The organism is Rhizobium sp. CBN3, from assembly GCF_030518245.1.
GTDB lineage: Bacteria > Pseudomonadota > Alphaproteobacteria > Rhizobiales > Rhizobiaceae > Rhizobium > Rhizobium aethiopicum_A.
Genome location: NZ_JAULSE010000017.1, coordinates 23,715 through 45,200, shown reverse-complemented (window position 1 = coordinate 45,200; position 21,486 = coordinate 23,715). Strand labels below are relative to the sequence as shown.

Here is a 21,486-nt window from a genome sequence, read left to right as displayed (position 1 = left end):
AGGGAAACGAATGAATCGTTCGGATTGGCTCAACAATTCCTCGAGTTGTGGCTGTCAGCAGGAGCACCCGCCTCATCCTTCGAGGCCCCTCCGGGGCGCCTCAGGATGAGGCTCTCTTGGGCGGGGCACAGTTGCTATCCTCTCGCCCGCACTGGAACCGGGATCGGCCTTCGGCAGTTAATCCAATGTAATTTCAGCTTCAGGTGCGACTGCCATTAGCGACCATTCCGCCTTCTGGAAAAAACCGATCTCGATCGATCTTGATACCGGCGAACGGCTGGTTCTCCGCTCACCGCAGGATGCGCTTTACGCACTCGTCTCCGACTGGCCCGTCAATGGCGGCGTCCATCAGCAGAGGGCGATCGATTTCTGCCGCGCCTGGCTTGCCGGCCGCATGCCGGCGGAAACGGTGCGGCAGGCTTTTATCCTTGCGGCGCTGGAGGCTGGCGTGGCGATCAATGATGACGATGGGAATGGGACCACAAGTTCCGTTTCAAACCCTCCGGTTTAAATAGAGCGTGCAATCATATCTACACGGCGCGCGACCAACACGCGGCTTCAAACAATGTTGTTTGTGTATTGCAAAAATTATTCCCGCTGTGTTTGTAGGAATACGCAGCGTTTATCGCGCTCCGATTCTTTGGAGATTCGTCTGAATGAGAATAAAAGTCCTCGCTTGCACTGCCCTGCTGATGCTGGCCGGCTGCAATGCCCCGGTGTCGCAATCCGTTGCGGATTCCCAACGTGCTCCCTCCAGTGACGTCCGACAGAACTTCATCAATATTGTATTCAAGAGAAGTTATAGACACGAGGCGGGGGAAGTGGTTTGGGCACGGATTTCCAGCGTGGTGCTGCTTGAGCCTGAGAAAAAGATCTATGCTTACTGTGTGCGTGTGGTGCCCAAGCGCAGCTGGGGCGACTGGGCCTATCTCGGGGTTTCCTTCACCGATGGCCAAATCCTCGGCGCAACGGCGAATGACTATCGTTGCAAGGACAAGCGGCTGCACTACTACCCGTTTCCTGAGCTGACCGGCATGAAGACCTGAAGCGGGCGTGAGAGATTTGGCGGCGTCGATGTTGCTGCTTATCGCCATCGACCGCCGGCGCCCCCGCCTCGCCCTTCGAGGCCCCTTCCGGGCACCTCAGACTCTGTGAATCTTTGGGATTTTCGTCGTTTTTACGAGAGCTAAGTCATTGATTTGACTCGCATCGAAAAATCGAAAAATCGATAGATTCACAGGCTCTCAGGGTGAGGCTCTCTTGGGCCTTGCCGGCATAGCCGCGGCGCGCCGGTAGAGGCTGCGGCATCCTCCAATCTCCCTCATGCTGAGGTGCTCAGCCCGCTGGGCGGAGCCTCGAAGCACAGGCTGTAACGTTGCTGCTTTACCATCGCCTTTTGGGAAAACCGATCTATCGGCCTTGATACAGGAGATTCAACCAGATGAAGATTAGATTCCTTGCCAACGCTGCCCTGTTGGTCCTGGCCGGCTGCCAAACTCCGGCGCCGCAATCCGTTGCAGAATCCCAGCGTCCGCCCTCCAGCGCGGTTCGACGCGAGTATGTCGACGCACTGCGGGGAACCATTAAACCGGGGAACTTCGTAAAGGCCGAAATTTCCAGCGTGGTTCTGCTTAATCCGGAAAAGCAGATATATGCTTATTGCACGCGCACGACGGAACGTGCTTACCCAGACTGGTCTTATATCGGCCTGGGCTTGCAACACAACATGATACTCTACTTGAAAAAGGACGACTACCGCTGCCACGACAAGCGGCTGCGTTACTATGATTTTCCTGAATTGCGGAACATGAAGTACTGAGGCACAGGCGGGCTTTTGCCAACCGCGCCGGTCCCTTCCGGATTCCGTCAGAAGCGGACCGCGCACCCCGCAGTCCGCGTAACGACGATGACCGGTGCCTCGGACGGGCTCAACCCCGCGAGGACCGTCCTTACACCTTGCTCAAGCAAAGACGGCTTCCCTGGAATCATCCATTGTGGACGCCGTGCAGTACCCTGCGAGCACGACAACCGATCCAATTGGAACTAGCAGTGCGAGAAGCTGCCACCATCCGCTTCGGTTGATGTCGTGAAGGCGTCGGGCGGCCATGGCGATCGACGGAAGAAATGTGGCCAGCGACCAGATCAGGTTCAAGGTTTCGCTCCGATCCACGACATACAAAACAATGGCGACGAGAAAGATGAAGAGCGCCGAATACCAGAATTCCGATCGGCTCGCCCTGCCGCTGAAGTTCACATAGTTCTTGAAAAAGCTTGCAATCGCTTGGCCGAAACCCATGGCCGGCGGCCGGCCACCGAAGCGGTTCGGCCCGACCAGCGGTTTTTTTAAGACGAAGATCAATGGCACGCCGATCAGGATCAAGACGATCAACCAGTGAAACAGAGAAAAACTGCCCATGAGATACCCCAGCTGTTAAAACAGCTCAGAGATAAGCGATGTTTGTTTCCGGAGGTTTAACTTGCTTGTGATCCGATGTGTTTCGCAATCACAGCGTGAGAAACTGCAGCTGCCATGTTGGCGGCGGTTTGATGCTTTGAGAAGGGCGCGATCGCCGTCGTTCAACGCTTGACCAGTACGCGTGCCTGCACCGGCTGCTCGATGCCTTTCAGCGCCAGCATCCGCGTTTCGGCGCCTGTCACGAGTTCGGGAGCCTTTGCGGCCGTTTCGGCCGAGATCAGGATCTCGCCGGCGGCGGCCTGGGATTCGAGCCTTGCGGCCTGGTTGACGACGCCGCCGATCGCAGTGAAATCGCTGCGGAAGCTCGAGAATTCGCCGATCTGGACCTCGCCGGAATGGATGCCGACGCCGACGCCCAAGGTGCGGCCGGACAGAGCGTCGAGCGCCAGTCCGCTCAGCGCCGCGGCGCAGTTGCGCTGGATCTCCTGGGCGGCCCTGATCGCCGCGCCGGCGTGATCTTTGCGGATGATCGGGAAATTGAAGATCGCCATCAGACCGTCGCCCATCTGCTTGTTGACGATGCCGTCATGCGCCCAGATCGCCTGGGCGCAGCGATCCTGGAACAGGCTGACGATTTCGCTCAAGCGCACCGCCTCGATACGCTCGGAAAGATCGGTAAAGCCCCTGATATCGGCGAACAGGATGGTGGCGTCGACGGTGATCTGGCGCTGTTTCTTCACATATTGGAAGGAGCGCTCGCAGATCGTGCAGATATCGGGATTCATCTTGCTGCGGGTAATGCCGAAGGCGCGGAAGGGAAGCGCAAGCGGGCCGCCGATCGGAATCGGCATATGCATCTGATCCCAGCAGCCGCGGCAGATTCTGGCGCTGCCGTGCCTTGCCTGATCTGTGAAGGTGGATTCTGCCGTCATGTCACGTGATCCAATGGCCGTGGTGAAGCTTCCGTCAACATGTGGGTTTTGGCAACTGTTGTGTTGGTTGAGCAGGTTTTATCGGCCGCGGGCGGAGCCGTTACATTGCCTGCGGACCAACTGCATTGGCTCGCGGACCAACTGCGTTGGCCGCGGGATGACAGACACAGTTGTTACTCCCACTGTTCGATGCCCGATGCGAAACTATCTCCGACCAATCGCGATGCACCGGCTTTCGAACAGGAGGCGCGGGAACTCGCCCCAAAGAGGAGATTGAAGCGATGACTGCAACAGCCGAGAATGGAAAGGGCGGACCGACCATGCAGAGGCCGCCCGTCGTGTCGCAGGCGGCCTGGGAGGCGGCTCACCGGCAGCTTCTCGTGAAGGAAAAGGCGCATACGCATGCCCGCGACGCACTTGCCGCCGAGCGGCGGCGCATGCCGTGGATGGCCGTCGAAAAGCAATATGCTTTCGAAGCGCCGCAGGGCAGGATCAGCTTGCTCGACCTGTTCGAAGGCCGGCACCAGCTCATCGTCTACCGCGCCTTTTACGAGCCCGGCGTCTTCGGCTGGCCCGAGCATGCCTGCCGCGGCTGCTCGATGGTCGCCGATCAAGTCGCCCATGTCGCCCATCTCAACGCCCGCGACACGACGCTGGTCTTCGCCTCGCGCGCGCCGCAGGCCGACATAGCGCGGCTGAAGGAACGGATGGGCTGGACGATGCCGTGGGTGACGATCACCGACGACTTCGACAAGGATTTCGGTGTCGACGAGTGGCACGGCACCAATGTCTTCTACCGCGACGGCGAGCGCATCTTCCGCACCTATTTCGTCAATAACCGCGGCGACGAGCAGATGGGCGGCACCTGGAATTATCTCGACATCACGCCGCTCGGACGCCAGGAAGTCTGGGAGGATTCGCCTGCGGGTTATCCGCAGACCCCGACCTACAAATGGTGGAACTGGCACGACAGTTACGTTGCCGACGCCGAGCCCGATAGGAAATGGGTCGAGGTCTCCGATGCCGGCGAAGCCGCGTTCCGGGAGGAAAGCGCCAAGGGGAAATCCTGAGCCGCGTTCAGGATCAGCCCTCATTCTTGTACGCTGCCGTAGCTGTCTGATGCGGTTGTGCGGCGAAGATGCGCGTTTTAGGATGGAGGGGATGGGGGTGCCACACAGCACGCCCGCAAAGGAAAGACGAAAGTATCTCGTGCTCAAGGCCGGAGCCTCGAAGGCGAGGCGGGTGGCTGGAAAGAGTTGGCGCGATGATGGAGAGAAGTCGCGCGGTCTGAAGTACCCCGGTTGCCTTGCCGGCCACTGACCATGCATAGTGGCCGGCGCGGCGGAGGGGTCGATGATGAGATTGCATGCGCTTGTTCTGATGGTGCTTCTCGCGCCCGCCGCGGCGCATGCCGAACGCCGCTGCGGCTGGCTGGAGAATCCCTCGATGGCGAAATGGTCGCTCATCGATGCCGGCGGCGGCTGGACCATCATGGACAATGGCAGCGGCTACAAGGCGGCCGAGGGAATGGACAAGATCCCCGATCTGACGGCCGGCGAATTTGTCTACACCTATGCCTCGCATGGTTATGCCTGCGCCTGCATGGACGTCGACACCGACGGTGAGGAGGGGATCACCCGTATTCACTCCGTGCGGCAATTGCCGCTCTCGCGGTGCCGGAACGACGCCGCGATCCGCTGGTTCCTCGATAAGGATCAGTGATCCCGGCTACCGGTGGGGGCGTCAGACCTCCGAAAAACACATGAAGCAAATGGTCGCTATTGTACTGGGGCGGGTGCGGCTGGAACTTTGTCGTGCGCGCTGTGTTTGAGGTCGGCTCACAGGAGAAGACGATGCCGTCTACGCAACCGCACTCGGCCCCGCGCAATTTCCAGTTCCCCGGTGAACAGCGGCAGGGCGACCCGACCATGGGGACGATCAATGCCGAGCTTGCCGACAAAGGCTTTCTGGTCACCAGCACCGACGAGCTTATCACCTGGGCGCGCACCGGCTCGCTGATGTGGATGACCTTCGGTCTTGCCTGTTGCGCCATCGAGATGATGCAGATGTCCATGCCGCGATACGATGTCGAGCGCTTCGGCGTCGCCCCGCGCGGAAGCCCAAGGCAGTCGGACCTGATGATCGTGGCGGGTACGCTGTGCAACAAGATGGCGCCTGCGCTGCGGAAGGTTTATGATCAGATGCCGGAACCGCGTTACGTCATCTCCATGGGCTCCTGCGCCAATGGCGGCGGCTATTACCATTATTCCTATTCCGTCGTGCGCGGCTGCGACCGGGTGGTGCCGGTCGACATCTATGTTCCCGGCTGCCCCCCGACGGCCGAAGCGTTGCTCTACGGCATTCTGCTCCTGCAGCGGAAGATCCGGCGCAACGGCAGCATCGAGCGGTAGCTCGCGATCCTTTACCGAATTGCTTACCATTTTTCGCACGCCCCTCCTTTGCGGCGGAAACTTCCGAGCGGGAGTTGCGTTAGGACGGTGACCGGGGATGTGTCCACCGGCGAGCCTGCGATGGGAGGAGGAGGATCCATGAACGTCATGATCGTTGAAGACGAGGGTCTTGTCGCCATGGAACTCGAACGCATCGCGCAGGATGCCGGACACCAGACCGTCGGACCGGTTTCGACCACTGAGCAGGCGCTCGCCTATGCTCCGAAAAGCGATGTCGCGCTCGTCGATCTCAGCCTCGCCGACGGTGCCAGCGGCGCGCAGCTCGCACGCCGACTGATCGATCGCTACGGCGTCGACGTCATCTTCGTGACCGGGAGTCCGGAAAGCGTCGGAAACGGCATTGAGGGCGCGCTCGATGTGATCGCCAAACCCTTCACCGACGAGAGGATCACCCGCGCGCTAGCGCGGGCGCAATCGCTGCGCAGAGACTACGAAGGCAGGAACGCTGTTTTCTGAGCGAGTAAAGTTGTATTCTTCCGTTGCCACTGTCGCCGGGAAGAGATGTCAGGATGAAGCACGCGCTCTTTGCCGTTTTCTTCGCTCTTACGGCCTGCGCCAGCACCGCCGGCGGCCCGCAGCCTCTTCCGGATAGTCTCACCTATGGCGGAAAACTCGTGCGTTCACCTTATCGTCCGGGAACGGTGGTCCAGCACACCTTTCTCGGCGCCTTCGGCTACCGCGTCTTCGAGACCTATGTCGTTCAGCCGGACGGAACGCTCAAGCTGACCTCGCAGACCACCGGACCGGATTTCCTCTGGCGATGATACAAGGCAGCATTTTCAGCGAGGCCAGGGTTCATCCCGATATGATCGCCGGCGCATCCATTGCGCTATAGCCGACATTCAGGTGATCGATCGCCAATTGGACGAATGCCTTGACCAGGGGCGACAGGTGCTGACTGCTGGGATAGACGACATGTAGGCCGCCGGCTGGGGTCGTGTAGCCGTCGAGGACGCGTTGCAATCGGCCATCGGCGATGCAGGCTGCGGCGACGCCGTGCGGCAGTTGCGCAATGCCGTAGCCGGCGATCGCGGCGGCCATGACCGCCTGCATCTCGTTGGCGGCGAAGCGTCCCGATACCGTTACCGTTTCCCGAATGCCCTCGCCCTCCAGCACCCAGTGCGCATTGGCCGCCGACCGACCGGCGATGACGCAATCGTGGCTGGCGAGGTCCTCCGGCCGATCCGGCGCGCCACAGCGGGCGAGATAGTCGGGGCTAGCACAGAGAATCCGGTAGGTCGATCCGAGCTTGCGGGCGATCAACGTCGAATCCTCCAAAATGCCGGTGCGGAAGGCGAGGTCGATGCCGTTCTCGATGAGATTGAACCGGTCGTCGGACAGGCGCAACTCCACCCTGGTTTTCGGGTAGGCCGCCAGGAAATCGAAGATGGTGGCGGAGAGGAAATGACCGCCGAAGCCGACGGGCGCGGAGATGCGGATCGTGCCGGCGGGCTCGGCCCGCGCCTCGGCCAGCCGAAGGTTCGCCTGCTCGAGGGTGCGAAGCGCCTCACTGCTCTCCTCGTAATAGAGGCGTCCCGCATCCGTCAGCCTGAGGCTGCGGGTGGTTCGCTGCAGGAGCCGCACGCCGAACTCGCGCTCCAGCGCGGCGATACGACGGCTGACCGTGGTCTTCGGCATGGCAAGCAGGCGGGCGGCGGCGGTGAAGCTGCCGGCCTCGACGACGCGGGCAAAGACGACGATGTCGTTGAGATCGAGCATTGTATTCACCAGTGGCACGATGTTTCTCAATCTTAGGCTATTATGGTTTAATGCGGCAAGCCTTACCTCTGGCTCATCGCCAACCACAAGGAGCAGAGACATGAGCAAGGAAAGAAGCGTGCTGGTAACCGGCGCGACCGGACAGCAGGGCGGCGCGGTCGCTCGCGCATTGGTGGCGCGGGGCCACCGCGTCAGGGCGATCTGCCGAAGACCGGAGAGCGACAGCGCCAGGCGCCTGGCCGCGGCGGGCGTCGAAGTCGTCGCCGGTGATCTCGACGATGCCTGGTCGGTGACGCAGGCTGCGAGCGGGGTCGATACGATGTTCCTGATGGGCAACAGCTACGAGGCCGGGACGGATGCGGAAACCCGCCAGGGCATCACCGCCGCGAATGCGGCCAAGGCTGCCGGTATCGGGCACTTGATTTATTCCTCCGTCGCCGACGCCGATAGAAAGACGGGCATTCCGCATTTCGACAGCAAGTTTCTGGTCGAGCAGCATATTGCCGGGCTCGGCGTTCCCTACACGATCAGCGCGCCCGTCGCCTTCATGGAAAACACCGTGGCGCCCTGGGCCATAGACGCGCTGCGCCAGGGCGTCTACGCCGCGGCCCTGCCGTCCGGGCGCGCGCTGCAGCAGATCTGCCTTTCCGATATCGGCGCCTTCGTCGCGGCCTTGGCCGAACGGCGCGAACGGGTGTTCGGCAGGCGTTTCGACATCGCCGGCGACGAATTGTCCGGCGAGGATCAGGTGAAGATCCTGTCGGAAGTGCTCGGTCGTCCGATCGGCTATCAGGAATTGCCGATTGCCGCGATGCGGCAGCAGAGCGAGGATGCGGCGCTGATGTATGAATGGTTCGACCGCACTGGCTATGACGCCGACATCGCCTCGCTTCGCGGCGATTTTCCTGACGTCGGCTGGCATCGTTACGACGATTGGGCGCGCGGGTTTGATTGGAGCGTTCTGAATAAAGCTGGCGGCTGACGCGCTCCACGGCGGTTGACGGGTGGCAGATCCTCGGCGCAGGGCCGAGGACAAGGGGGAAGGAGATCTGGTGGATCGACAGCGATTATCCGCTTGCGGCCGCCGGCGGCGCGTTCATAATGAGCCATCGTCCTTGGGGGGAGGAGGCTTTCATGCCGTCTAGTTTTCATGTCGAAAGTGCGGATGGGTATGAGCGGCTGATGGGCCGCTGGAGCCGGAAGCTGGCGCCGATGCTCATCGATTTTGCCGGGCTGGCGGATGGCGATCGCGTGCTCGACGTCGGCTGCGGCACCGGCAGCCTGGCGTTTACGCTTGCGCAAACGCCCAGCCTGCGGGAGATCGCCGCCATCGATTATTCTCCGGTCTTCGTCGAGGCGGCGAAACGGGCCAATACCGATCCACGCATATCGATCCAACAGGCGGATGCCTGCGCCTTGCCTTTCGCGGACGACCGTTTCGACAGGGCGATTTCGCTGCTGATGCTGCATTTCGTGCCGGAGGCCGGCAAGGCGGTGGCCGAGATGGCCCGCGTCGTCCGCCCCGGCGGCGTGGTCGCTGCCGCCGTCTGGGACCATTACGGCGGTATGTCGAATATGCGAATGCTGTGGGATACGGCCGTCATGCTCGACGAGGACGCGCTGCCGCTGCGCCGCCGATATTGTTTCCAGCCGATGATGCGGCCGGGGGAAATGAAACAGACCTTCATCGCGCAGGGCCTTTCCGACGTCGAGGAAACCTCGCTCCTGGTGCGGATGGATTATCTTTCCTTCGACGATTATTGGCAGCCGATCGCGGCCGGCGAAGGGCCACTCGGCAGGTATGTTGCGGGACTCGAGCCGGACAAGCGAAAGGCCGTCGACGCTGCCATTCGGGCCGCCTATGAGTCTGGCGAGCCGGACGGGCCGCGGTCGTTTGCATCGGTGGCGTGGGCGTGCCGGGGCAGGGTGGCTTGAGACGGTCGGGCGGATGCGCCGGTTGCGATGAAGAGCGCCGGGGGCATGCGCCAGTGCTCAAGAGAGCCTCATCCGCAGGGGCTTCGAAGGACGAGGTGGGTGCTGCGGCGGCGAAAAGATGCAAGGAGCGAGGTTGATGCGCGTGCTTCGAGGCTCCGCCCTCTCGGGCTGCGCACCTCAGCATGAGGAAAGCTGGAGGATGCCACCAAGGGCCCGAGAGAGCCTTATCCTGAACTGAAGCCACCCACTGCAATCGGAGCATCCTTCATCTTCCGCGCATGAAACCTGAGCCTTTTCAGTAGATTACAAATCGTCCATGTCGTGATATCGCCGCATTTCCTACAGATTCCCGTCGCAATCGGCTGTCAGCCTGTCACCATCAAGTGATCAGGAGGTGATCGGGCATGAGCCTCTCTTTCCCGACGATGGCGGCGATCCGATTCGGTTATGGTTTCCGGCCGGGCGAGGTGGCGCCGCAAAGCAAGGATGAGCTGATCGGGCAATTGTCCAAAGGGGCGGCGGCAACGCCGGATTTTCCGCTCGGCGGCCCCGACATGCGTCACCGGGCGATCCTCAGCCTGCAGGACCAGCTGAAGCAGATCCGGGAAGATGCCAAGACGGTCACCGACGATCCGACGCAGCGCGAGATGCGCAAGGCTGTGCAGCGCCAGGCGCAGCAGCAGTTTCAGCACGATGCGAACTTGCGGCTGATGCAGGCGGTGCTGTCGCCCTACGGCTTTTACGAGCGGCTTTCGACCTTCTGGACCGATCATTTCTCCACCAGCGCCAACAAGAGCCTGCCGATGCGTCTTATCGTGCCGCTCTACGAGGCCGAGGCAATCCGGCCGTTCATATCGGGCAGTTTCGGCGATCTCCTGCGCAGCGCCACCGCTCACCCCGCCATGCTGATCTACCTCGACCAGGCGGATTCGCTCGGGCCGGATTCGGCCGGCGGCGTCAAGCGCAACAAGGGGCTGAACGAAAATCTCGGCCGCGAACTCCTGGAACTGCACACGCTCGGCGCCGGCAGCGGCTATACCCAGGCGGATGTTACCGCTGCGGCCATGGTGCTGACGGGGCTCACCATCGACCGCAAGGAGATGGATATCGCCTTTCGGCCGAACATTTCGGAGCCCGGCACGCATCAGGTGCTCGGCGTCAGTTATGGCGGGCGCCGGCGCTCGCGCGAGGATTATCTCGACATGCTCGATGACCTCTCGGTCCATCCGAAGACGGCGGCCCATATCAGCCGCAAGCTCGCGGTGCATTTCGTCTCCGACCAACCAGACGAGGGGATGGTCTCCGATATGGCGGCCGCGTGGAAGAAGACGGATGGCGACCTCACCGCCGTCTATACCGCCATGCTCGACCATCCCGCCGCCTGGCAAAACGAGGGCGCCAAGGCGCGTCAGCCGTTCGATTTTGTTGTTGCCGGTCTGAGGGCGCTGAATGCGGGGCCGGTCAACGGCGTCGTCGGCAGCTTCCTGGCAGCCAATCAGCAGGGAACGGATGAGGGCGATATGGCGGCCAATACACCTGGCATGGCGGGAGCGCCAGTGACGACGGATCCCGCCGGAGAGGCGAGGGACAAGCGGCTCAAGGCCTTTCGGGCGGCGCGGGCATTGGGGCAGGGGGCGCTGAAGCGCATGGGCCAGCCGACCTGGCTGCCGCCGAGCCCTGCCGGTTTCGAGGAAGGCTTTTCCGCCTGGATCACCGGCAGCCAGCTCGCCGAGCGCCTGGCCTGGGCAAGGCAGGCTGCGGCGCAGTTCGGCCGCGACGAGGATCCGCGCGAGTTCCTGAGATCGACGCTTGCCGATGCCGCGCGCGATGAAACGATCCGCGTGGTGTCGCAGGCGCCGAACAAGATCAGCGGTTTGACGCTGACGCTGGCATCGCCGGAATTCAACCGCCGATAGGAGGCTCCCAATGAACCGGATTTCGCTTTCCCGCCGCGGCTTTCTGACCTCGGCCTGCTGTCTTGCCGCCGCCCCCGTCTTCACGCCGGTCACCTTTGCGGCAATGCCGGGCGATAATCGTTTCGTCACCATCGTGCTGCGCGGCGCGATGGACGGGCTCGACCTGGTGCAGCCTTACGGCGACGCCGGTTTTGCCGCGCTCAGGCCGACCCTGGCGCTGACGCCGGATAGCGGACTTCTCGATCTTGATGGGCATTTCGGCCTCAATCCCGCCGCCGCCGAACTGATGCCGCTCTGGAAGAGCCGAGAACTCGCCTTTATCCATGCGGTGTCGACGCCCTATCGCGACCAGCGCAGCCATTTCGACGGCCAGGACATGCTGGAATCCGGCGGCGAACATGTCGCCGAGGAAAAGACCGGCTGGCTGAACCGGGCGCTCGCGGTCATTCCCCGCTTGGATGCGCGCAAGGCGATCGACGTCAACACGTCGACGGAGCTGATCCTCTCTGGGCCGAACAATGTCGACGTCTGGGCTTCGGATTCCAATCTGGCGCCGGCGCGTGACGAGATGCAGTTCCTGGCGCGGCTCTATGCCGGTGATCCGCCATTCGCTCAGGCACTTGCCGAGGCGACGCGAGCCGACAGCGCTGCGATGATGATCGAGCCGGACGGCGAGCGCGGCGGGAAGATCGGCGACCTCGCGGCGCTCGCGGCCAACATGCTGAAGGGCGATTACCGCATCGCCAGCTTCTCGATCACCGGGTGGGACACCCATATCGGCCAGGCCGGCCAGTTCAAGCGGCCGGCAGGGGATCTCGCCCAGGCGATCAACACGCTGAAGACGACGCTCGGCCCCGAGATATGGGCAAAGACGGTGGTGCTCGCCACGACGGAATTCGGCCGCACCGTCCGCCAGAACGGCTCCGCCGGGACCGACCACGGCACCGGCGGCTGCGCCGTCCTTGCCGGCGGCGCGATCAACGGCGGCCGCATCCTCGGCCGCTGGCCGGGGATCGGCGATGGCCAGCTGCTCGACGACCGCGACCTGATGCCGACGGCCGATGTGCGCGAGGTGGCGGCGGCGATGCTCTACCGGCAGTTCGATGTGGGCGTGGATGATCTGACGGGGAAGGTATTTCCCGGGCTGGGCTTTGATAAGGGGTCGCAGTTTTTGAAGGTGTGAGAGAGGCGGCACGGCACAACGACCAGCCCTCATGGTGAGGAGGCCCGAAGGGCCGTCTCGAATCACGGGGGCAGGTGGCTTGGCGTCACGCCAGCATCCGCACTCGGCGAAGCGGAGGCCAGCCCCGTCCTTCGAGGCCCCTGCGGGGCACTTCAGGATAGGCTGGGGAGAGGGCGCGACCTTCCAACGAGGTTTGAGAATTTGCCGCTGCCCGGCCCTTCGCTTTCTCTCAGGGCGTTCGGTCCTGCGATCGATTCACTGGATCGATCGCTCCCGCTTCGCGGGATCGGGCCTCACTCCAACACATCATAAAGCCTGAAGATGAAGCTCACCTGGTAGAGCAGGTTGGCGATGACGAAGATTGAGTGGAAGCGGCGGTTCGCGGTCCAGGCGGCGAGGGCGCAGAGCAGGATGTAGACGATATTGCGGGCGGGATATTCCCAGCCGAGCGAGAGGATGCGCTCCGGACCTTTGATCGCCGTGTCGAGGATATCGACGGCGTAGATCAGGCCGAGGACGCCGAAGAACCATTTACGCCGCGAAATGAAATATTCCTCGTAGCCGCCATATTCATCGAGGCTCGCCGGGAAGAGCAGGGCGCAGAGCAGGAAGAACAGGCTGCAGAAGCAGACGAGGAAGAGATAGATGCCGAAGCCGATGACGGGCACGGCCTGCAGGCGATATTCCCACCACCAGATATGGATGATGAAGAGGAACAGGGACAGCGCCCAGCCGAGATGGACGACATAGACCCGCGCCTTGGCCGGGTGTTGGACGATACCGGCCACGCCGGTCAACAGCCTCGCGAGCGAAAGGCTGATGACCATGCCCATCACCACCTTGATATGAAGGAAGACCTCCGGCGAGCTGACCGTTTCCATGGTGTCGATCCCGGCCCGTCACTCCTCGGGGACTTGCTTGGGCTTGCCCTCTTCGTCGAGTGCCACCATGATGAAGGTGGCGGCGGTGACCTTTTCCATCTTTGCGTAACGCGAGCGGTGCGCCCAGGCTTCGACAATCAGCGTAATCGAGGTGCGACCGACGCGGTCGATATCGGTATAGACCGATAGCGTGTCACCGATTTTAACCGGCAGCTCGAAGGCCATTTCCTTGACGGCGGCGGTGACGACGCGGCCCTTGGCGCGCTCGGCGGCGCGAATACCGGAGGCAAGGTCCATCTGCGCCATGACCCAGCCGCCGAAAATATCGCCGGCCGGATTGGCATCGCCCGGCATGGCGAGCGTGCGCAGCGTCAGTTCGCCTCTCGGCTTGGCGGCATCGGTCATGGAAGGTTCCTTCAGGCTGGGTGTTACGATTCTGCAGCCACGTTAGGCGAACTCGTTGTGTGGACCAATCCCTTTCGGCGCCAGCAATGTCGGCAGTGCAAATATCGCGGCCGTCATCGAGCTGAAATCTCATTCGATTCAGCGGGTTGAATTTTACAACCGATACTTCACCTTACGTTGTTTGATCACCTTCTAATAAAACTTTACGCTCCAGTAATTGCGGTGCTTCACAATGAAAGCGGTCTCAAATCCAAGAATCGCCGGGAACCCTCATGCGTAACGTCAAAATATCCACCCGTCTTTACTGCCTCGTCGGCTTCACGCTTGCCGTGCTCGCAGCGACGATGATCTTCTTTCTGAACTATTCCTATTCCGAGCTGGAAGCGGAGCGGAAGGCGGGGCTGGAGAAGATGGAGGCGACGGCGCTCGGCATTTTCGACAAATATTACAAGATGGAACAGGCGGGTACGATGACCCGCGAGCAGGCGCAGGCGGCCGCCAAGGACGTGATCGGCGCCATGCGCTACGGCGCCGACGGCTATTTCTGGATCAACGACATGCGCCCCGCCATGGTGATGCACCCGATCAAGCCGCAACTGAACGGTACCGATATCTCCCAGATGAAGGACCCGACGGGCAAGTTCCTGTTCGTCGAGTTCGTCAACAAGGTGAAGAAGGACGGCAAGGGCTTCGTTGATTATTACTGGCCGAAGCCGGGCGCCGATGAGCCGGTGCTGAAATATTCCTATGTCGCCGGTTTCAAGCCCTGGGGCTGGATCGTCGGCACCGGCGTCTATGCCGATGACCTGGCGGCGCTCTATCGCCAGAATGCGATCTGGGCTGCAGCGCTTTGCCTGCTTGGCGCGGCCGCCACCATTGCGATCGCCTATGCCATCGTCCGCAGCGTAACGGCGCCGATTGCAGGGTTAAAGACGGCGATGAACGCGATTGCTGCCGAGGGAGCATCCGTCGAGATCGCCGGCAGCGAGTACCGTGACGAGGTCGGACAGATGGCCAAGGTGCTGCTGGTTCTGCGTGACTCCGTCGACGAGCGCAGAGCGCTGCGCGGCCGCGAAGACGAGAGGCAGCGGCAGATCGAGGAAGAACGTCGCGGCAACGAGGCGAGCCTGCGGGCGGCCTCCGAACGCCAGACCCATGCGATGCAGGCGCTCGGTGTCGGCCTGGAGAAGCTTGCAAGCGGCGATCTGACGGTTTCGATCGGCGATATCGGTGACGACTACGGGAAACTGCGCAGCGACTTCAATGCCGCCGTCGATGCGCTGAACGGCGTCATCCATGCGATCGCCGAATCGAGCCGCGTCGTCAACGACAGCGCGTCCGACATCAGCGAGGCGACCGGTAATCTGTCGAAGCGCACGGAGCAGCAGGCGGCCGCACTCGAAGAAACGGCCGCAGCGCTCGACGAAATCACCGCGACGGTCAAGACCGCATCCGAGCGGGCGAACGAGGCGCGCGAGATGGTGGCCGAAACCAAAGCGAGCGCCGGCCGCTCCGGCGACATCGTCCGCAACGCCGTGACCGCGATGGGCCGGATCGAGGAATCCTCGAGTCGCATCAACCAGATCATCTCTGTTATCGACGAGATCGCCTTCCAGACGAATCTGCTGGCGCTGAACGCCGGCGTCGAGGCTGCGCGGGCCGGCGAGGCGGGCCGCGGCTTCGCCGTCGTCGCCCAGGAAGTGCGCGAACTTGCCCAGCGTTCCGCCAATGCGGCCAAGGAGATCAAGGAACTGATCAGCCGCTCGGCTGCGGAAGTCGAGGGCGGGGTTGCGCTGGTGCGCTCGACAGGTGACGCGCTGCTGGAGATCGAGGCGCTGGTCAACCAGGTGAACGACCATGTCGCCTCGATCGCGACGGCGGCGCGCGAGCAGTCGACGGGGCTCAACGAGATCAACAGCTCCGTCAATCACATGGATCAGATGACGCAGCAGAACGCGGCGATGGTCGAGGAGACGACGGCGGCCAGCCGCACGCTTGCCGACGAAAGTACGCAGCTGAAGACGCTGCTTGCGAATTTCCGCCTGCGCGAGGCGGGGCGGCCGACCGAGACCCGATACACACGGGCAGCGTGAAAAACAGCAAAGATCAAAGGCCGGGCGACCGGCCTTTTTTAATTCCCACCCTTCAGATTGTGCCGGTAAGTTTTCATTCACCGTTTTTAATTAAAAATGAACCGAGTTTTTTCGGTCACTCTGCGGCCGGCCCATGGAAGCGATAAGAGTATGGCGTTTGTTTCCTTTCCGCGGCGAGCCTTCCTGCCCGTGCTGCTCTCGGCGGCGCTGACCACCTGTTCGATCAGCGATGGGCTGGTGCCGCCGGCCAATGTCGACAATGGCACCCGGGTCAGTTCGATTTCACCGTCTCGCGGTGCCGCGCGTATGGCGCGTGCGGAGCGCCTTGCGCCCGCGGAAACTCAGGCCTCCTATCCCGTCTCCGGCGGGCCTGTCGGCAGCAGCCAGGGCTCGGTCGATTATCTCGATACGCCGAACCTTGCCGGCACCGGGCACGCGGCACAGGCGCCGCAGACGCTGGCCGCGCCGGAATCCCATGGCCGCAAGCTGCCGATGATCGACAGCGACGAGGCGCTGGCGGCAGGCCAGCCGAACGGCAACTGGGGCGGCACGCAGAACCTTGCTGTCCCGTCCGGCGGCGTCAACATGGATGAAGAGCTCGGGGCCGAACCGGTCGTCGGGCTGGCGCAGGAACAGCAGCAGCAGATCGCCGAGGGCAACGCCAGCGAACCCGTCGTCGACGGTATCGGCACCGACAACCCGGCTCAGATCAATCAGCCAGTGCGCCAGTCCGCACCCCGGGCAATGCCGCAGCCGGCAGCGCAGGCTGAGATGAGCCGAGCCCCCGCCTGGAATGACGGCAGTCCTGTCTTGGAGCCGACCCGCGTTCCCGAAGAGGACGAGAGCGAGGAAGTCGCGATGCTCCGGCCGAACAACCCGATGATGAGCCGGCCCGCCGCACCGGTCGATCCGAGCGTCATGCCGGCTTCCGAGCTCGCCTGCCGGCGTGAACTGAAGCGCATGGGCGTGCTTTTCGACGAGAAGCCGCCGATCTCGCAGGGACCAGCCTGCCAGGTGCCTTATCCGGTGTCGCTGAAGGGGCTTTCCGGTAACATCGGCGTGCAGCCGGCCGTGACGCTGAACTGTCAGGTGACGCTCGCCTTCGCCAAGTGGGTGAAGAACGAGCTGGCGCCGTCGGCCCGCTTTCGCTACTGGAGCGGCATCAAGACGATCCAGCCGCTCGGCGGCTATTCCTGCCGGCGCATGAACAACAGCCGCCAGAGATATAATCCGATGTCGGAACACGCCCGCGGCAATGCCATCGATGTCGGCAAGTTCGTGCTGAAGAACGGTCACGCGATCGACGTGCGCAAGAAGGGCCTGTTCTCCTATCGCGAGGGCCGGCTCTTGAAGGCGGTGCGCACAGACAGCTGCCGCTATTTCAATACGGTGCTCGGACCGGGCAGCAACCCCGAACACTGGAACCACTTCCATTTCGATCTGCGCTCCCGCAAAAGCGGAAAGGTTTATTGCGATTAGAAGAGGGTTCATCCCAGCCGCCGGACGCGCTATGGACCTGCGAGGCGCAGTGCTATTGGAAAGTCTGATCCATGAGCTATGAATTTCATGTCGGCCAGAAGGTCGTCTGCATCAACGATACCTTCAAGCATGTCAGCATCGACCAGCTCATCCGCAAGGGCGAGATCTATACGATCCGCTGGGTCGGCGAATATACCCATTATGTCGACGGCACCTTCATCGGCGTGAAGCTTGCGGAAATCCACCGCGGCAATGATGACGGGCCGGAGGGCTATGGTGCGGCCGATATGCCCTATCGCGCGACGCGCTTCCGGCCGCTGGTGAAGGACAAAATCGCATCGCTGCGCAAGCTTCTGGCGCCGACGCCCGATGCGCCGGTGGAGCCGAAAGAAAAGACCAGGAAGAAAGAGAAGGTCTGAGGGACCGGTTGTATAAGAGCGCCGTGCGTCCCTTCGGACGCACAAATGACGCTCTAACGCTATAAATCTGCATCGTGCTTTCGAAAAATCGATTCCGAATTTCGGGCCGATGCGCCCGTCTTCCGGCTGAGAGACAGGCCGGTTTGCCTGCTGAGCTCGAGAACGCCATCGCGCGCTTAATCTTTGCTGTTCCCCTGTACGGTCAAATTTATGAGGATTTTGCCGAGCTCAGGCAAAGCCAGCTCCGTTTCGCATTCGATCGCGGCAGCTCTAAACCATCTGAGCTCGGTGTGTTCGTCGTCAATCAGTTGCGGGCGGCCTCGCCACCGATCGATGCGATAGATATGAAAAGTGGCGGATGTAGCGGATTGGCCTTGCCACCCGAACTTTGTCACAAATTGCCAGAGCTCCGGCGTCACGCCGATTTCTTCCATGAGTTCGCGGCGCATTGCCGTCTCGACATCTTCGCCATCCTCGACATGGCCGCCGGGGAGGCTCCAACGATCCGGATGCTGGTTGCGCCCGGCACTTCGCCTTGCGAGGAGAACGCTTCCATTCTTGATGAGGGCGCCCATCGCGATCTCGGGCATGTCGTCTTCTCCTTTATGTCGGCAAATGCCGGCAACGCCGCGCTTTTTCCGGACGGTCTCCCCTTGAGAGGGCGGCGGGCTCCGCTTTGGCGCACTCCCTTCGCCTACCACGGAGGCGTCCCAATATCGCCGCCCCGTGCCTTCAGAACTTCAAGTTTATGCCCAGCTTGCCGGCTTCGAAGAAGCGGCTGAGCGAGGTGACTTTCTGCCTATTGGGAATACATGTATTCTCCAGCAGGCAGGCATCTCGCAGATGCAAGCCGCTTCAAACGCCGAATTGAACATGGGAGCTCGCGTCACGCAACCGAGTTCAGCGCCTCGCGCCGGGTGGGCTGAGTGCACCACACAGCGTCATAGACCAACCGATTTTCAGTGGCTCCGGATTTCCGGTTCCGAGCCGGCATGCTTTCGATCTTTCAACGCTCTCCATTCGTAAGGAACCAGATCATGACGATGAACAGACGCGCTTTCTCGGCCGCCCTCGTTGCCGGCGCCGCCGCCTCTCTTCTAGCCACCCGCATGGCCGCGACATCAGCTCTCGTCAAAGCACGCAATATCGTGCTTGCGCATGGGCTGTTTGCCGACGGTTCTTGTTGGACCGAGGTGATCACGCGCCTGCAGGCGGCCGGGCTGAACACCACGGCGGTGCAAAACCCGCTGACGACATTGCCCGAGGCCGTCGCCTCGGTAAAGCGGGTGCTCGATCGCCAGGATGGCCCGACGGTTCTGGTCGGGCATTCGTTTTCCGGCATGATCGTCACGGAGGCCGGCGTGCACCCCAATGTTTCGGCGCTTGTCTACGTCGCTGCGCGGGCGCCTGATGCGGGTGAGGATTATACCGCTCTTGCCAAGACTTTCCCGACGCCGCCTGCTTCCGCCGGCATCGTCTTCGACGGTGACGAGGGGCGTCTGAGCGAAGCGGCTTTCCTGCATGATTTCGCCGGCGACCTGCCGGAAGCCAAGGCAAAGGTACTTTATGCCGTGCAGCAGCCGTTCCAGAAGGCGCTGCTGACCGGCAAAACGACGCAAGCCGCCTGGCGCTCCAAGCCGAGCTGGTATGCGGTCTCGACCGAGGACCGGACAATCAATCCCGATCTCGAACGCTTCATGGCCAAGCGCATGGGCGCGAAGACCATCGAGGTGCAGGCCAGCCACCTCTCGCTGATCTCTCATCCGGATGAAATCGCCCAGCTGATCCTGGAGGCGGCGGGGGCCGCAGCCTGACGCACATATCCGGGGAGGAGCGCAGATCCGGAATGCTCAGTCTGGTAATGTCATGGCCGATGCCCATGGCCGGAGGGAAGCGGCAGCAAGGCTTGCGCCGCCGCAGCTTTCACGCGACAAAACGGGATGAGCATTCCCAAGAAACATCCCTTCGCCTTCGATCCGACCTACGGCATGCGGCTCGAAGAGCTTCTTGCGATCGAGCCGCCGGAGGAGCCTGCGGGCTTCGATGCGTTCTGGGAGGCGCGGTATTTGAAGGCGTTGGCAGTCGATCCGCAGCCGGTGCTTTCTCTGAGCAAGTTCAGTCATCCCGACTGGCACGTACTGGACCTCGTCTATCTCTCGACCGGTACGTTCAAGATCGGTAGCTGGCTGCTGCTGCCGCGTGAAGGCGGGGTACGGCGGGGTCTCGTCGTCGGGCATGGGTATGGCGGGCGGGATCAGCCTGACTTCAACCTGCCGGTCGAGGAAACGGCGGTGATCTTTCCGTGCTGCCGGGGGCTGTCGCTGAGCAGGCGTCCGCCGATTTCCGCGAACCCGTCCTGGCATGTGCTGCACGATATCGACAAGCGGGACGCCTATATCATCGGCGGCTGCGTCGAGGATATCTGGCTTGCCGTCTCGACGCTTGTTACGCTCTATCCCTGGCTCTCAAGCCATATCGGCTATAGCGGCATCAGCTTCGGCGGCGGTGTCGGGGCGATGGCGATCGCCTATGATCCACGTATCGATCGCGGTCATCTGGCGCTGCCGAGCTTCGGTCACCAGCCGCTGCGACTGAAGCTGCCGAGCGTCGGCAGCGCGCAATCGGTGCAGGACTATCAGGCGGAACACGGAAACGTGCTGGAGACGCTGCGCTTCTACGATGCGGCGACCGCGGCGCGGCGGATCGATGTGCCGATGCTGACGGCAGTAGCGCTTTTCGATCCCGCCGTCGCGCCGCCCTGCCAGTTCGCTGTCGCAAATGCGATACGGAAATATAATGAAATCTTCATCCTGGACGCCGGTCATTTCGATTACCCTGGAAGCGCTGAGCAAGAGGCGGCGCTCCGCGACAAGATCGGACAGTTCTTCAGGGTGACATGAACCGCGAATATCTCAGCTGGTACAGTCAGCGCCTGCATCGGGAGATGGAGATCTTGGTGTTCGGCCATGCTGGCGCCAAGGTGCTGGTGTTTCCGACGCGGGAGGGGCGCTTTTTCGAATATGAGCAGCTTGGCCTGGTTGCGAGCCTCGCCGACAAGCTTTCGGCCGGTCATTTGCAGCTCTATTGCATCGAGGGACTGGCCGCCGACAGCCTCTACGGCTTCCACCATCATCCGGCCGAACGCATTCGCCGGCATGCGGCGCTGGAGGATTACATCCTCAACGAGGTGCTGCCGCTGATGGCGGCGAAAAACCCGCACGATTGCACCATCGTGCATGGATGCAGCTTGGGCGCCTTCCAGGCGGCGAGCCTCGTCTTCCGCCATCCGCATCTCTTCCGCAAGCTCGTCGCCTTCTCCGGGCGCTACGACCTGACGATGAAAGTGGAAGTGTTCGGCGACCTGTTCGACGGCTATTACGACGACAGGATCTATTTCCACACGCCGACGCATTTCCTGCCCGGTCTCGGCGCGGACTGGCGGCTCGAGCGGCTGCGTGAAATCGACATCGTGCTGACGATCGGCGATGCCGATCCCTTCCTCGACAACAACCGCTATCTCAGCCGGCTGCTCTGCGAAAAGAACATTCGCCATCAGTTGCATGTCTGGGACGGCCGCGCCCACCGCGCCGGCGCCTGGCGGAAGATGGCGCCGCTTTATATCTGATCGGGGCGGCGG

At 62.1% G+C, this 21,486-nt stretch carries 24 protein-coding genes; 18 read left to right on the top strand and 6 right to left on the bottom strand.

Translation table 11 applies throughout. From position 1 onward, the window contains the following. The first annotated feature begins 190 nt into the window (after window positions 1-190). The 3 genes from QWJ46_RS22855 to QWJ46_RS22845 all read left to right on the top strand — a co-directional run bounded on the left by QWJ46_RS22855 (window position 191) and on the right by QWJ46_RS22845 (window position 1,819). Window positions 191-511: a DUF982 domain-containing protein gene (locus QWJ46_RS22855; RefSeq protein ID WP_348647685.1), complete on the top strand. Its 321-nt coding sequence runs from the start codon at window positions 191-193 to the stop codon at window positions 509-511. Between the two features lie 145 nt (window positions 512-656). Beyond that, a complete protein-coding gene (locus tag QWJ46_RS22850; RefSeq protein ID WP_184457740.1) occupies window positions 657-1,046 on the top strand; it encodes a hypothetical protein in 390 nt (129 codons plus the stop codon). Between the two features lie 395 nt (window positions 1,047-1,441). Then, entirely contained in the window at window positions 1,442-1,819 is a 378-nt protein-coding gene (locus tag QWJ46_RS22845; RefSeq protein ID WP_302754074.1) for a hypothetical protein, read from the top strand. 141 nt (window positions 1,820-1,960) lie between these two features. Here the strand turns inward: QWJ46_RS22845 and QWJ46_RS22840 are convergent, their stop codons facing one another. Together QWJ46_RS22840 and QWJ46_RS22835 are read right to left on the bottom strand one after the other, a co-directional pair. Next, window positions 1,961-2,416, bottom strand: coding sequence for a DUF805 domain-containing protein (locus QWJ46_RS22840; protein WP_302754073.1), 456 nt, complete (start codon window positions 2,414-2,416; stop codon window positions 1,961-1,963). A gap of 161 nt (window positions 2,417-2,577) precedes the next feature. Then, window positions 2,578-3,348 carry an adenylate/guanylate cyclase domain-containing protein gene (locus QWJ46_RS22835; protein ID WP_302754072.1) on the bottom strand — a complete coding sequence of 257 codons (771 nt, stop codon included), beginning with the start codon at window positions 3,346-3,348 and terminating at the stop codon, window positions 2,578-2,580. A 281-nt stretch (window positions 3,349-3,629) separates the two neighbouring features. On the opposite strand from QWJ46_RS22835, the gene QWJ46_RS22830 reads away from it, so the two are divergent. The 5 genes from QWJ46_RS22830 (at window position 3,630) to QWJ46_RS22810 (ending at window position 6,583) form a co-directional block, all read left to right on the top strand. After that, on the top strand, window positions 3,630-4,418 hold the full coding sequence (locus QWJ46_RS22830; RefSeq protein WP_302754071.1) for a DUF899 domain-containing protein: 789 nt from the start codon (window positions 3,630-3,632) through the stop codon (window positions 4,416-4,418). A 283-nt stretch (window positions 4,419-4,701) separates the two neighbouring features. After that, window positions 4,702-5,070, top strand: a complete 369-nt coding sequence (locus QWJ46_RS22825) for a DUF4087 domain-containing protein (RefSeq protein ID WP_302754070.1) — start codon at window positions 4,702-4,704, stop codon at window positions 5,068-5,070. Window positions 5,071-5,201: 131 nt separating this feature from the next. Next, window positions 5,202-5,759 carry an NADH-quinone oxidoreductase subunit B family protein gene (locus QWJ46_RS22820; protein ID WP_281413916.1) on the top strand — a complete coding sequence of 186 codons (558 nt, stop codon included), beginning with the start codon at window positions 5,202-5,204 and terminating at the stop codon, window positions 5,757-5,759. A gap of 138 nt (window positions 5,760-5,897) precedes the next feature. Next, a complete protein-coding gene (locus tag QWJ46_RS22815) occupies window positions 5,898-6,275 on the top strand; it encodes a response regulator (RefSeq protein WP_302754069.1) in 378 nt (125 codons plus the stop codon). 53 nt (window positions 6,276-6,328) lie between these two features. Next, entirely contained in the window at window positions 6,329-6,583 is a 255-nt protein-coding gene (locus tag QWJ46_RS22810) for a hypothetical protein (RefSeq protein ID WP_184457755.1), read from the top strand. Window positions 6,584-6,614: 31 nt separating this feature from the next. On the opposite strand, the gene QWJ46_RS22805 is transcribed toward QWJ46_RS22810, so the two are convergent. Beyond that, window positions 6,615-7,538 carry a LysR family transcriptional regulator gene (locus tag QWJ46_RS22805; protein WP_302754127.1) on the bottom strand — a complete coding sequence of 308 codons (924 nt, stop codon included), beginning with the start codon at window positions 7,536-7,538 and terminating at the stop codon, window positions 6,615-6,617. A gap of 100 nt (window positions 7,539-7,638) precedes the next feature. Here QWJ46_RS22805 and QWJ46_RS22800 point away from each other — a divergent pair, with 100 nt between their 5' ends. The 4 genes from QWJ46_RS22800 (at window position 7,639) to QWJ46_RS22785 (ending at window position 12,572) form a co-directional block, all read left to right on the top strand. Beyond that, window positions 7,639-8,520 carry an NmrA/HSCARG family protein gene (locus tag QWJ46_RS22800; RefSeq protein ID WP_302754068.1) on the top strand — a complete coding sequence of 294 codons (882 nt, stop codon included), beginning with the start codon at window positions 7,639-7,641 and terminating at the stop codon, window positions 8,518-8,520. 152 nt (window positions 8,521-8,672) lie between these two features. Beyond that, complete coding sequence (locus tag QWJ46_RS22795) at window positions 8,673-9,473, top strand: class I SAM-dependent methyltransferase (RefSeq protein ID WP_184457759.1); 801 nt, start codon at window positions 8,673-8,675, stop codon at window positions 9,471-9,473. Between the two features lie 404 nt (window positions 9,474-9,877). Next, window positions 9,878-11,389 carry a DUF1800 family protein gene (locus QWJ46_RS22790; RefSeq protein ID WP_302754067.1) on the top strand — a complete coding sequence of 504 codons (1,512 nt, stop codon included), beginning with the start codon at window positions 9,878-9,880 and terminating at the stop codon, window positions 11,387-11,389. A 10-nt stretch (window positions 11,390-11,399) separates the two neighbouring features. Next, the gene (locus QWJ46_RS22785; RefSeq protein ID WP_302754066.1) at window positions 11,400-12,572 is read left to right on the top strand and encodes a DUF1501 domain-containing protein; all 1,173 of its coding nucleotides are present in this window, start codon (window positions 11,400-11,402) and stop codon (window positions 12,570-12,572) included. 293 nt (window positions 12,573-12,865) lie between these two features. Here QWJ46_RS22785 and QWJ46_RS22780 read toward each other — a convergent pair whose 3' ends face one another. Beyond that, a complete protein-coding gene (locus tag QWJ46_RS22780) occupies window positions 12,866-13,453 on the bottom strand; it encodes a hypothetical protein (RefSeq protein ID WP_184457765.1) in 588 nt (195 codons plus the stop codon). 18 nt (window positions 13,454-13,471) lie between these two features. Further along, complete coding sequence (locus tag QWJ46_RS22775; protein WP_064803309.1) at window positions 13,472-13,858, bottom strand: acyl-CoA thioesterase; 387 nt, start codon at window positions 13,856-13,858, stop codon at window positions 13,472-13,474. A 272-nt stretch (window positions 13,859-14,130) separates the two neighbouring features. Between QWJ46_RS22775 and QWJ46_RS22770 the strand changes: the two genes are divergently transcribed. From QWJ46_RS22770 to QWJ46_RS22760, 3 genes are all read left to right on the top strand, one after another. Further along, window positions 14,131-15,951, top strand: coding sequence for a methyl-accepting chemotaxis protein (locus tag QWJ46_RS22770; RefSeq protein WP_302754065.1), 1,821 nt, complete (start codon window positions 14,131-14,133; stop codon window positions 15,949-15,951). Between the two features lie 150 nt (window positions 15,952-16,101). After that, the gene (locus tag QWJ46_RS22765) at window positions 16,102-17,430 is read left to right on the top strand and encodes an extensin family protein (protein ID WP_302754064.1); all 1,329 of its coding nucleotides are present in this window, start codon (window positions 16,102-16,104) and stop codon (window positions 17,428-17,430) included. Window positions 17,431-17,501: 71 nt separating this feature from the next. After that, window positions 17,502-17,849, top strand: coding sequence for a hypothetical protein (locus QWJ46_RS22760; protein ID WP_008535048.1), 348 nt, complete (start codon window positions 17,502-17,504; stop codon window positions 17,847-17,849). 176 nt (window positions 17,850-18,025) lie between these two features. Here QWJ46_RS22760 and QWJ46_RS22755 read toward each other — a convergent pair whose 3' ends face one another. After that, window positions 18,026-18,439 (bottom strand): NUDIX hydrolase, encoded by a 414-nt coding sequence (locus QWJ46_RS22755; RefSeq protein ID WP_302754063.1) that lies wholly within the window; start codon window positions 18,437-18,439, stop codon window positions 18,026-18,028. A 447-nt stretch (window positions 18,440-18,886) separates the two neighbouring features. Between QWJ46_RS22755 and QWJ46_RS22750 the strand changes: the two genes are divergently transcribed. From QWJ46_RS22750 to QWJ46_RS22740, 3 genes are all read left to right on the top strand, one after another. After that, complete coding sequence (locus QWJ46_RS22750) at window positions 18,887-19,663, top strand: alpha/beta fold hydrolase (RefSeq protein WP_302754062.1); 777 nt, start codon at window positions 18,887-18,889, stop codon at window positions 19,661-19,663. A 126-nt stretch (window positions 19,664-19,789) separates the two neighbouring features. Next, the gene (locus QWJ46_RS22745; RefSeq protein ID WP_302754061.1) at window positions 19,790-20,749 is read left to right on the top strand and encodes an acetylxylan esterase; all 960 of its coding nucleotides are present in this window, start codon (window positions 19,790-19,792) and stop codon (window positions 20,747-20,749) included. Next, window positions 20,746-21,474 carry an esterase family protein gene (locus tag QWJ46_RS22740; RefSeq protein ID WP_302754060.1) on the top strand — a complete coding sequence of 243 codons (729 nt, stop codon included), beginning with the start codon at window positions 20,746-20,748 and terminating at the stop codon, window positions 21,472-21,474. Before QWJ46_RS22745 ends, QWJ46_RS22740 begins: the two co-directional genes overlap by 4 nt. The last annotated feature ends 12 nt before the right edge of the window (window positions 21,475-21,486 follow it).

What these genes read in the sequence shown, in the direction of transcription:
- QWJ46_RS22850 (WP_184457740.1), top strand. Translation starts at nt 657, where the DNA reads ATGAGAATAAAAGTCCTCGCTTGCACTGCCCTGCTGATGCTGGCCGGC.
- QWJ46_RS22845 (WP_302754074.1), top strand. Translation starts at nt 1,442, where the DNA reads ATGAAGATTAGATTCCTTGCCAACGCTGCCCTGTTGGTCCTGGCCGGC.
- QWJ46_RS22840 (WP_302754073.1), bottom strand. Translation starts at nt 2,416, where the DNA reads ATGGGCAGTTTTTCTCTGTTTCACTGGTTGATCGTCTTGATCCTGATC.
- QWJ46_RS22835 (WP_302754072.1), bottom strand. Translation starts at nt 3,348, where the DNA reads ATGACGGCAGAATCCACCTTCACAGATCAGGCAAGGCACGGCAGCGCC.
- QWJ46_RS22830 (WP_302754071.1), top strand. Translation starts at nt 3,630, where the DNA reads ATGACTGCAACAGCCGAGAATGGAAAGGGCGGACCGACCATGCAGAGG.
- QWJ46_RS22825 (WP_302754070.1), top strand. Translation starts at nt 4,702, where the DNA reads ATGATGAGATTGCATGCGCTTGTTCTGATGGTGCTTCTCGCGCCCGCC.
- QWJ46_RS22820 (WP_281413916.1), top strand. Translation starts at nt 5,202, where the DNA reads ATGCCGTCTACGCAACCGCACTCGGCCCCGCGCAATTTCCAGTTCCCC.
- QWJ46_RS22815 (WP_302754069.1), top strand. Translation starts at nt 5,898, where the DNA reads ATGAACGTCATGATCGTTGAAGACGAGGGTCTTGTCGCCATGGAACTC.
- QWJ46_RS22810 (WP_184457755.1), top strand. Translation starts at nt 6,329, where the DNA reads ATGAAGCACGCGCTCTTTGCCGTTTTCTTCGCTCTTACGGCCTGCGCC.
- QWJ46_RS22805 (WP_302754127.1), bottom strand. Translation starts at nt 7,538, where the DNA reads ATGCTCGATCTCAACGACATCGTCGTCTTTGCCCGCGTCGTCGAGGCC.
- QWJ46_RS22800 (WP_302754068.1), top strand. Translation starts at nt 7,639, where the DNA reads ATGAGCAAGGAAAGAAGCGTGCTGGTAACCGGCGCGACCGGACAGCAG.
- QWJ46_RS22795 (WP_184457759.1), top strand. Translation starts at nt 8,673, where the DNA reads ATGCCGTCTAGTTTTCATGTCGAAAGTGCGGATGGGTATGAGCGGCTG.
- QWJ46_RS22790 (WP_302754067.1), top strand. Translation starts at nt 9,878, where the DNA reads ATGAGCCTCTCTTTCCCGACGATGGCGGCGATCCGATTCGGTTATGGT.
- QWJ46_RS22785 (WP_302754066.1), top strand. Translation starts at nt 11,400, where the DNA reads ATGAACCGGATTTCGCTTTCCCGCCGCGGCTTTCTGACCTCGGCCTGC.
- QWJ46_RS22780 (WP_184457765.1), bottom strand. Translation starts at nt 13,453, where the DNA reads ATGGAAACGGTCAGCTCGCCGGAGGTCTTCCTTCATATCAAGGTGGTG.
- QWJ46_RS22775 (WP_064803309.1), bottom strand. Translation starts at nt 13,858, where the DNA reads ATGACCGATGCCGCCAAGCCGAGAGGCGAACTGACGCTGCGCACGCTC.
- QWJ46_RS22770 (WP_302754065.1), top strand. Translation starts at nt 14,131, where the DNA reads ATGCGTAACGTCAAAATATCCACCCGTCTTTACTGCCTCGTCGGCTTC.
- QWJ46_RS22765 (WP_302754064.1), top strand. Translation starts at nt 16,102, where the DNA reads ATGGCGTTTGTTTCCTTTCCGCGGCGAGCCTTCCTGCCCGTGCTGCTC.
- QWJ46_RS22760 (WP_008535048.1), top strand. Translation starts at nt 17,502, where the DNA reads ATGAGCTATGAATTTCATGTCGGCCAGAAGGTCGTCTGCATCAACGAT.
- QWJ46_RS22755 (WP_302754063.1), bottom strand. Translation starts at nt 18,439, where the DNA reads ATGCCCGAGATCGCGATGGGCGCCCTCATCAAGAATGGAAGCGTTCTC.
- QWJ46_RS22750 (WP_302754062.1), top strand. Translation starts at nt 18,887, where the DNA reads ATGACGATGAACAGACGCGCTTTCTCGGCCGCCCTCGTTGCCGGCGCC.
- QWJ46_RS22745 (WP_302754061.1), top strand. Translation starts at nt 19,790, where the DNA reads ATGAGCATTCCCAAGAAACATCCCTTCGCCTTCGATCCGACCTACGGC.
- QWJ46_RS22740 (WP_302754060.1), top strand. Translation starts at nt 20,746, where the DNA reads ATGAACCGCGAATATCTCAGCTGGTACAGTCAGCGCCTGCATCGGGAG.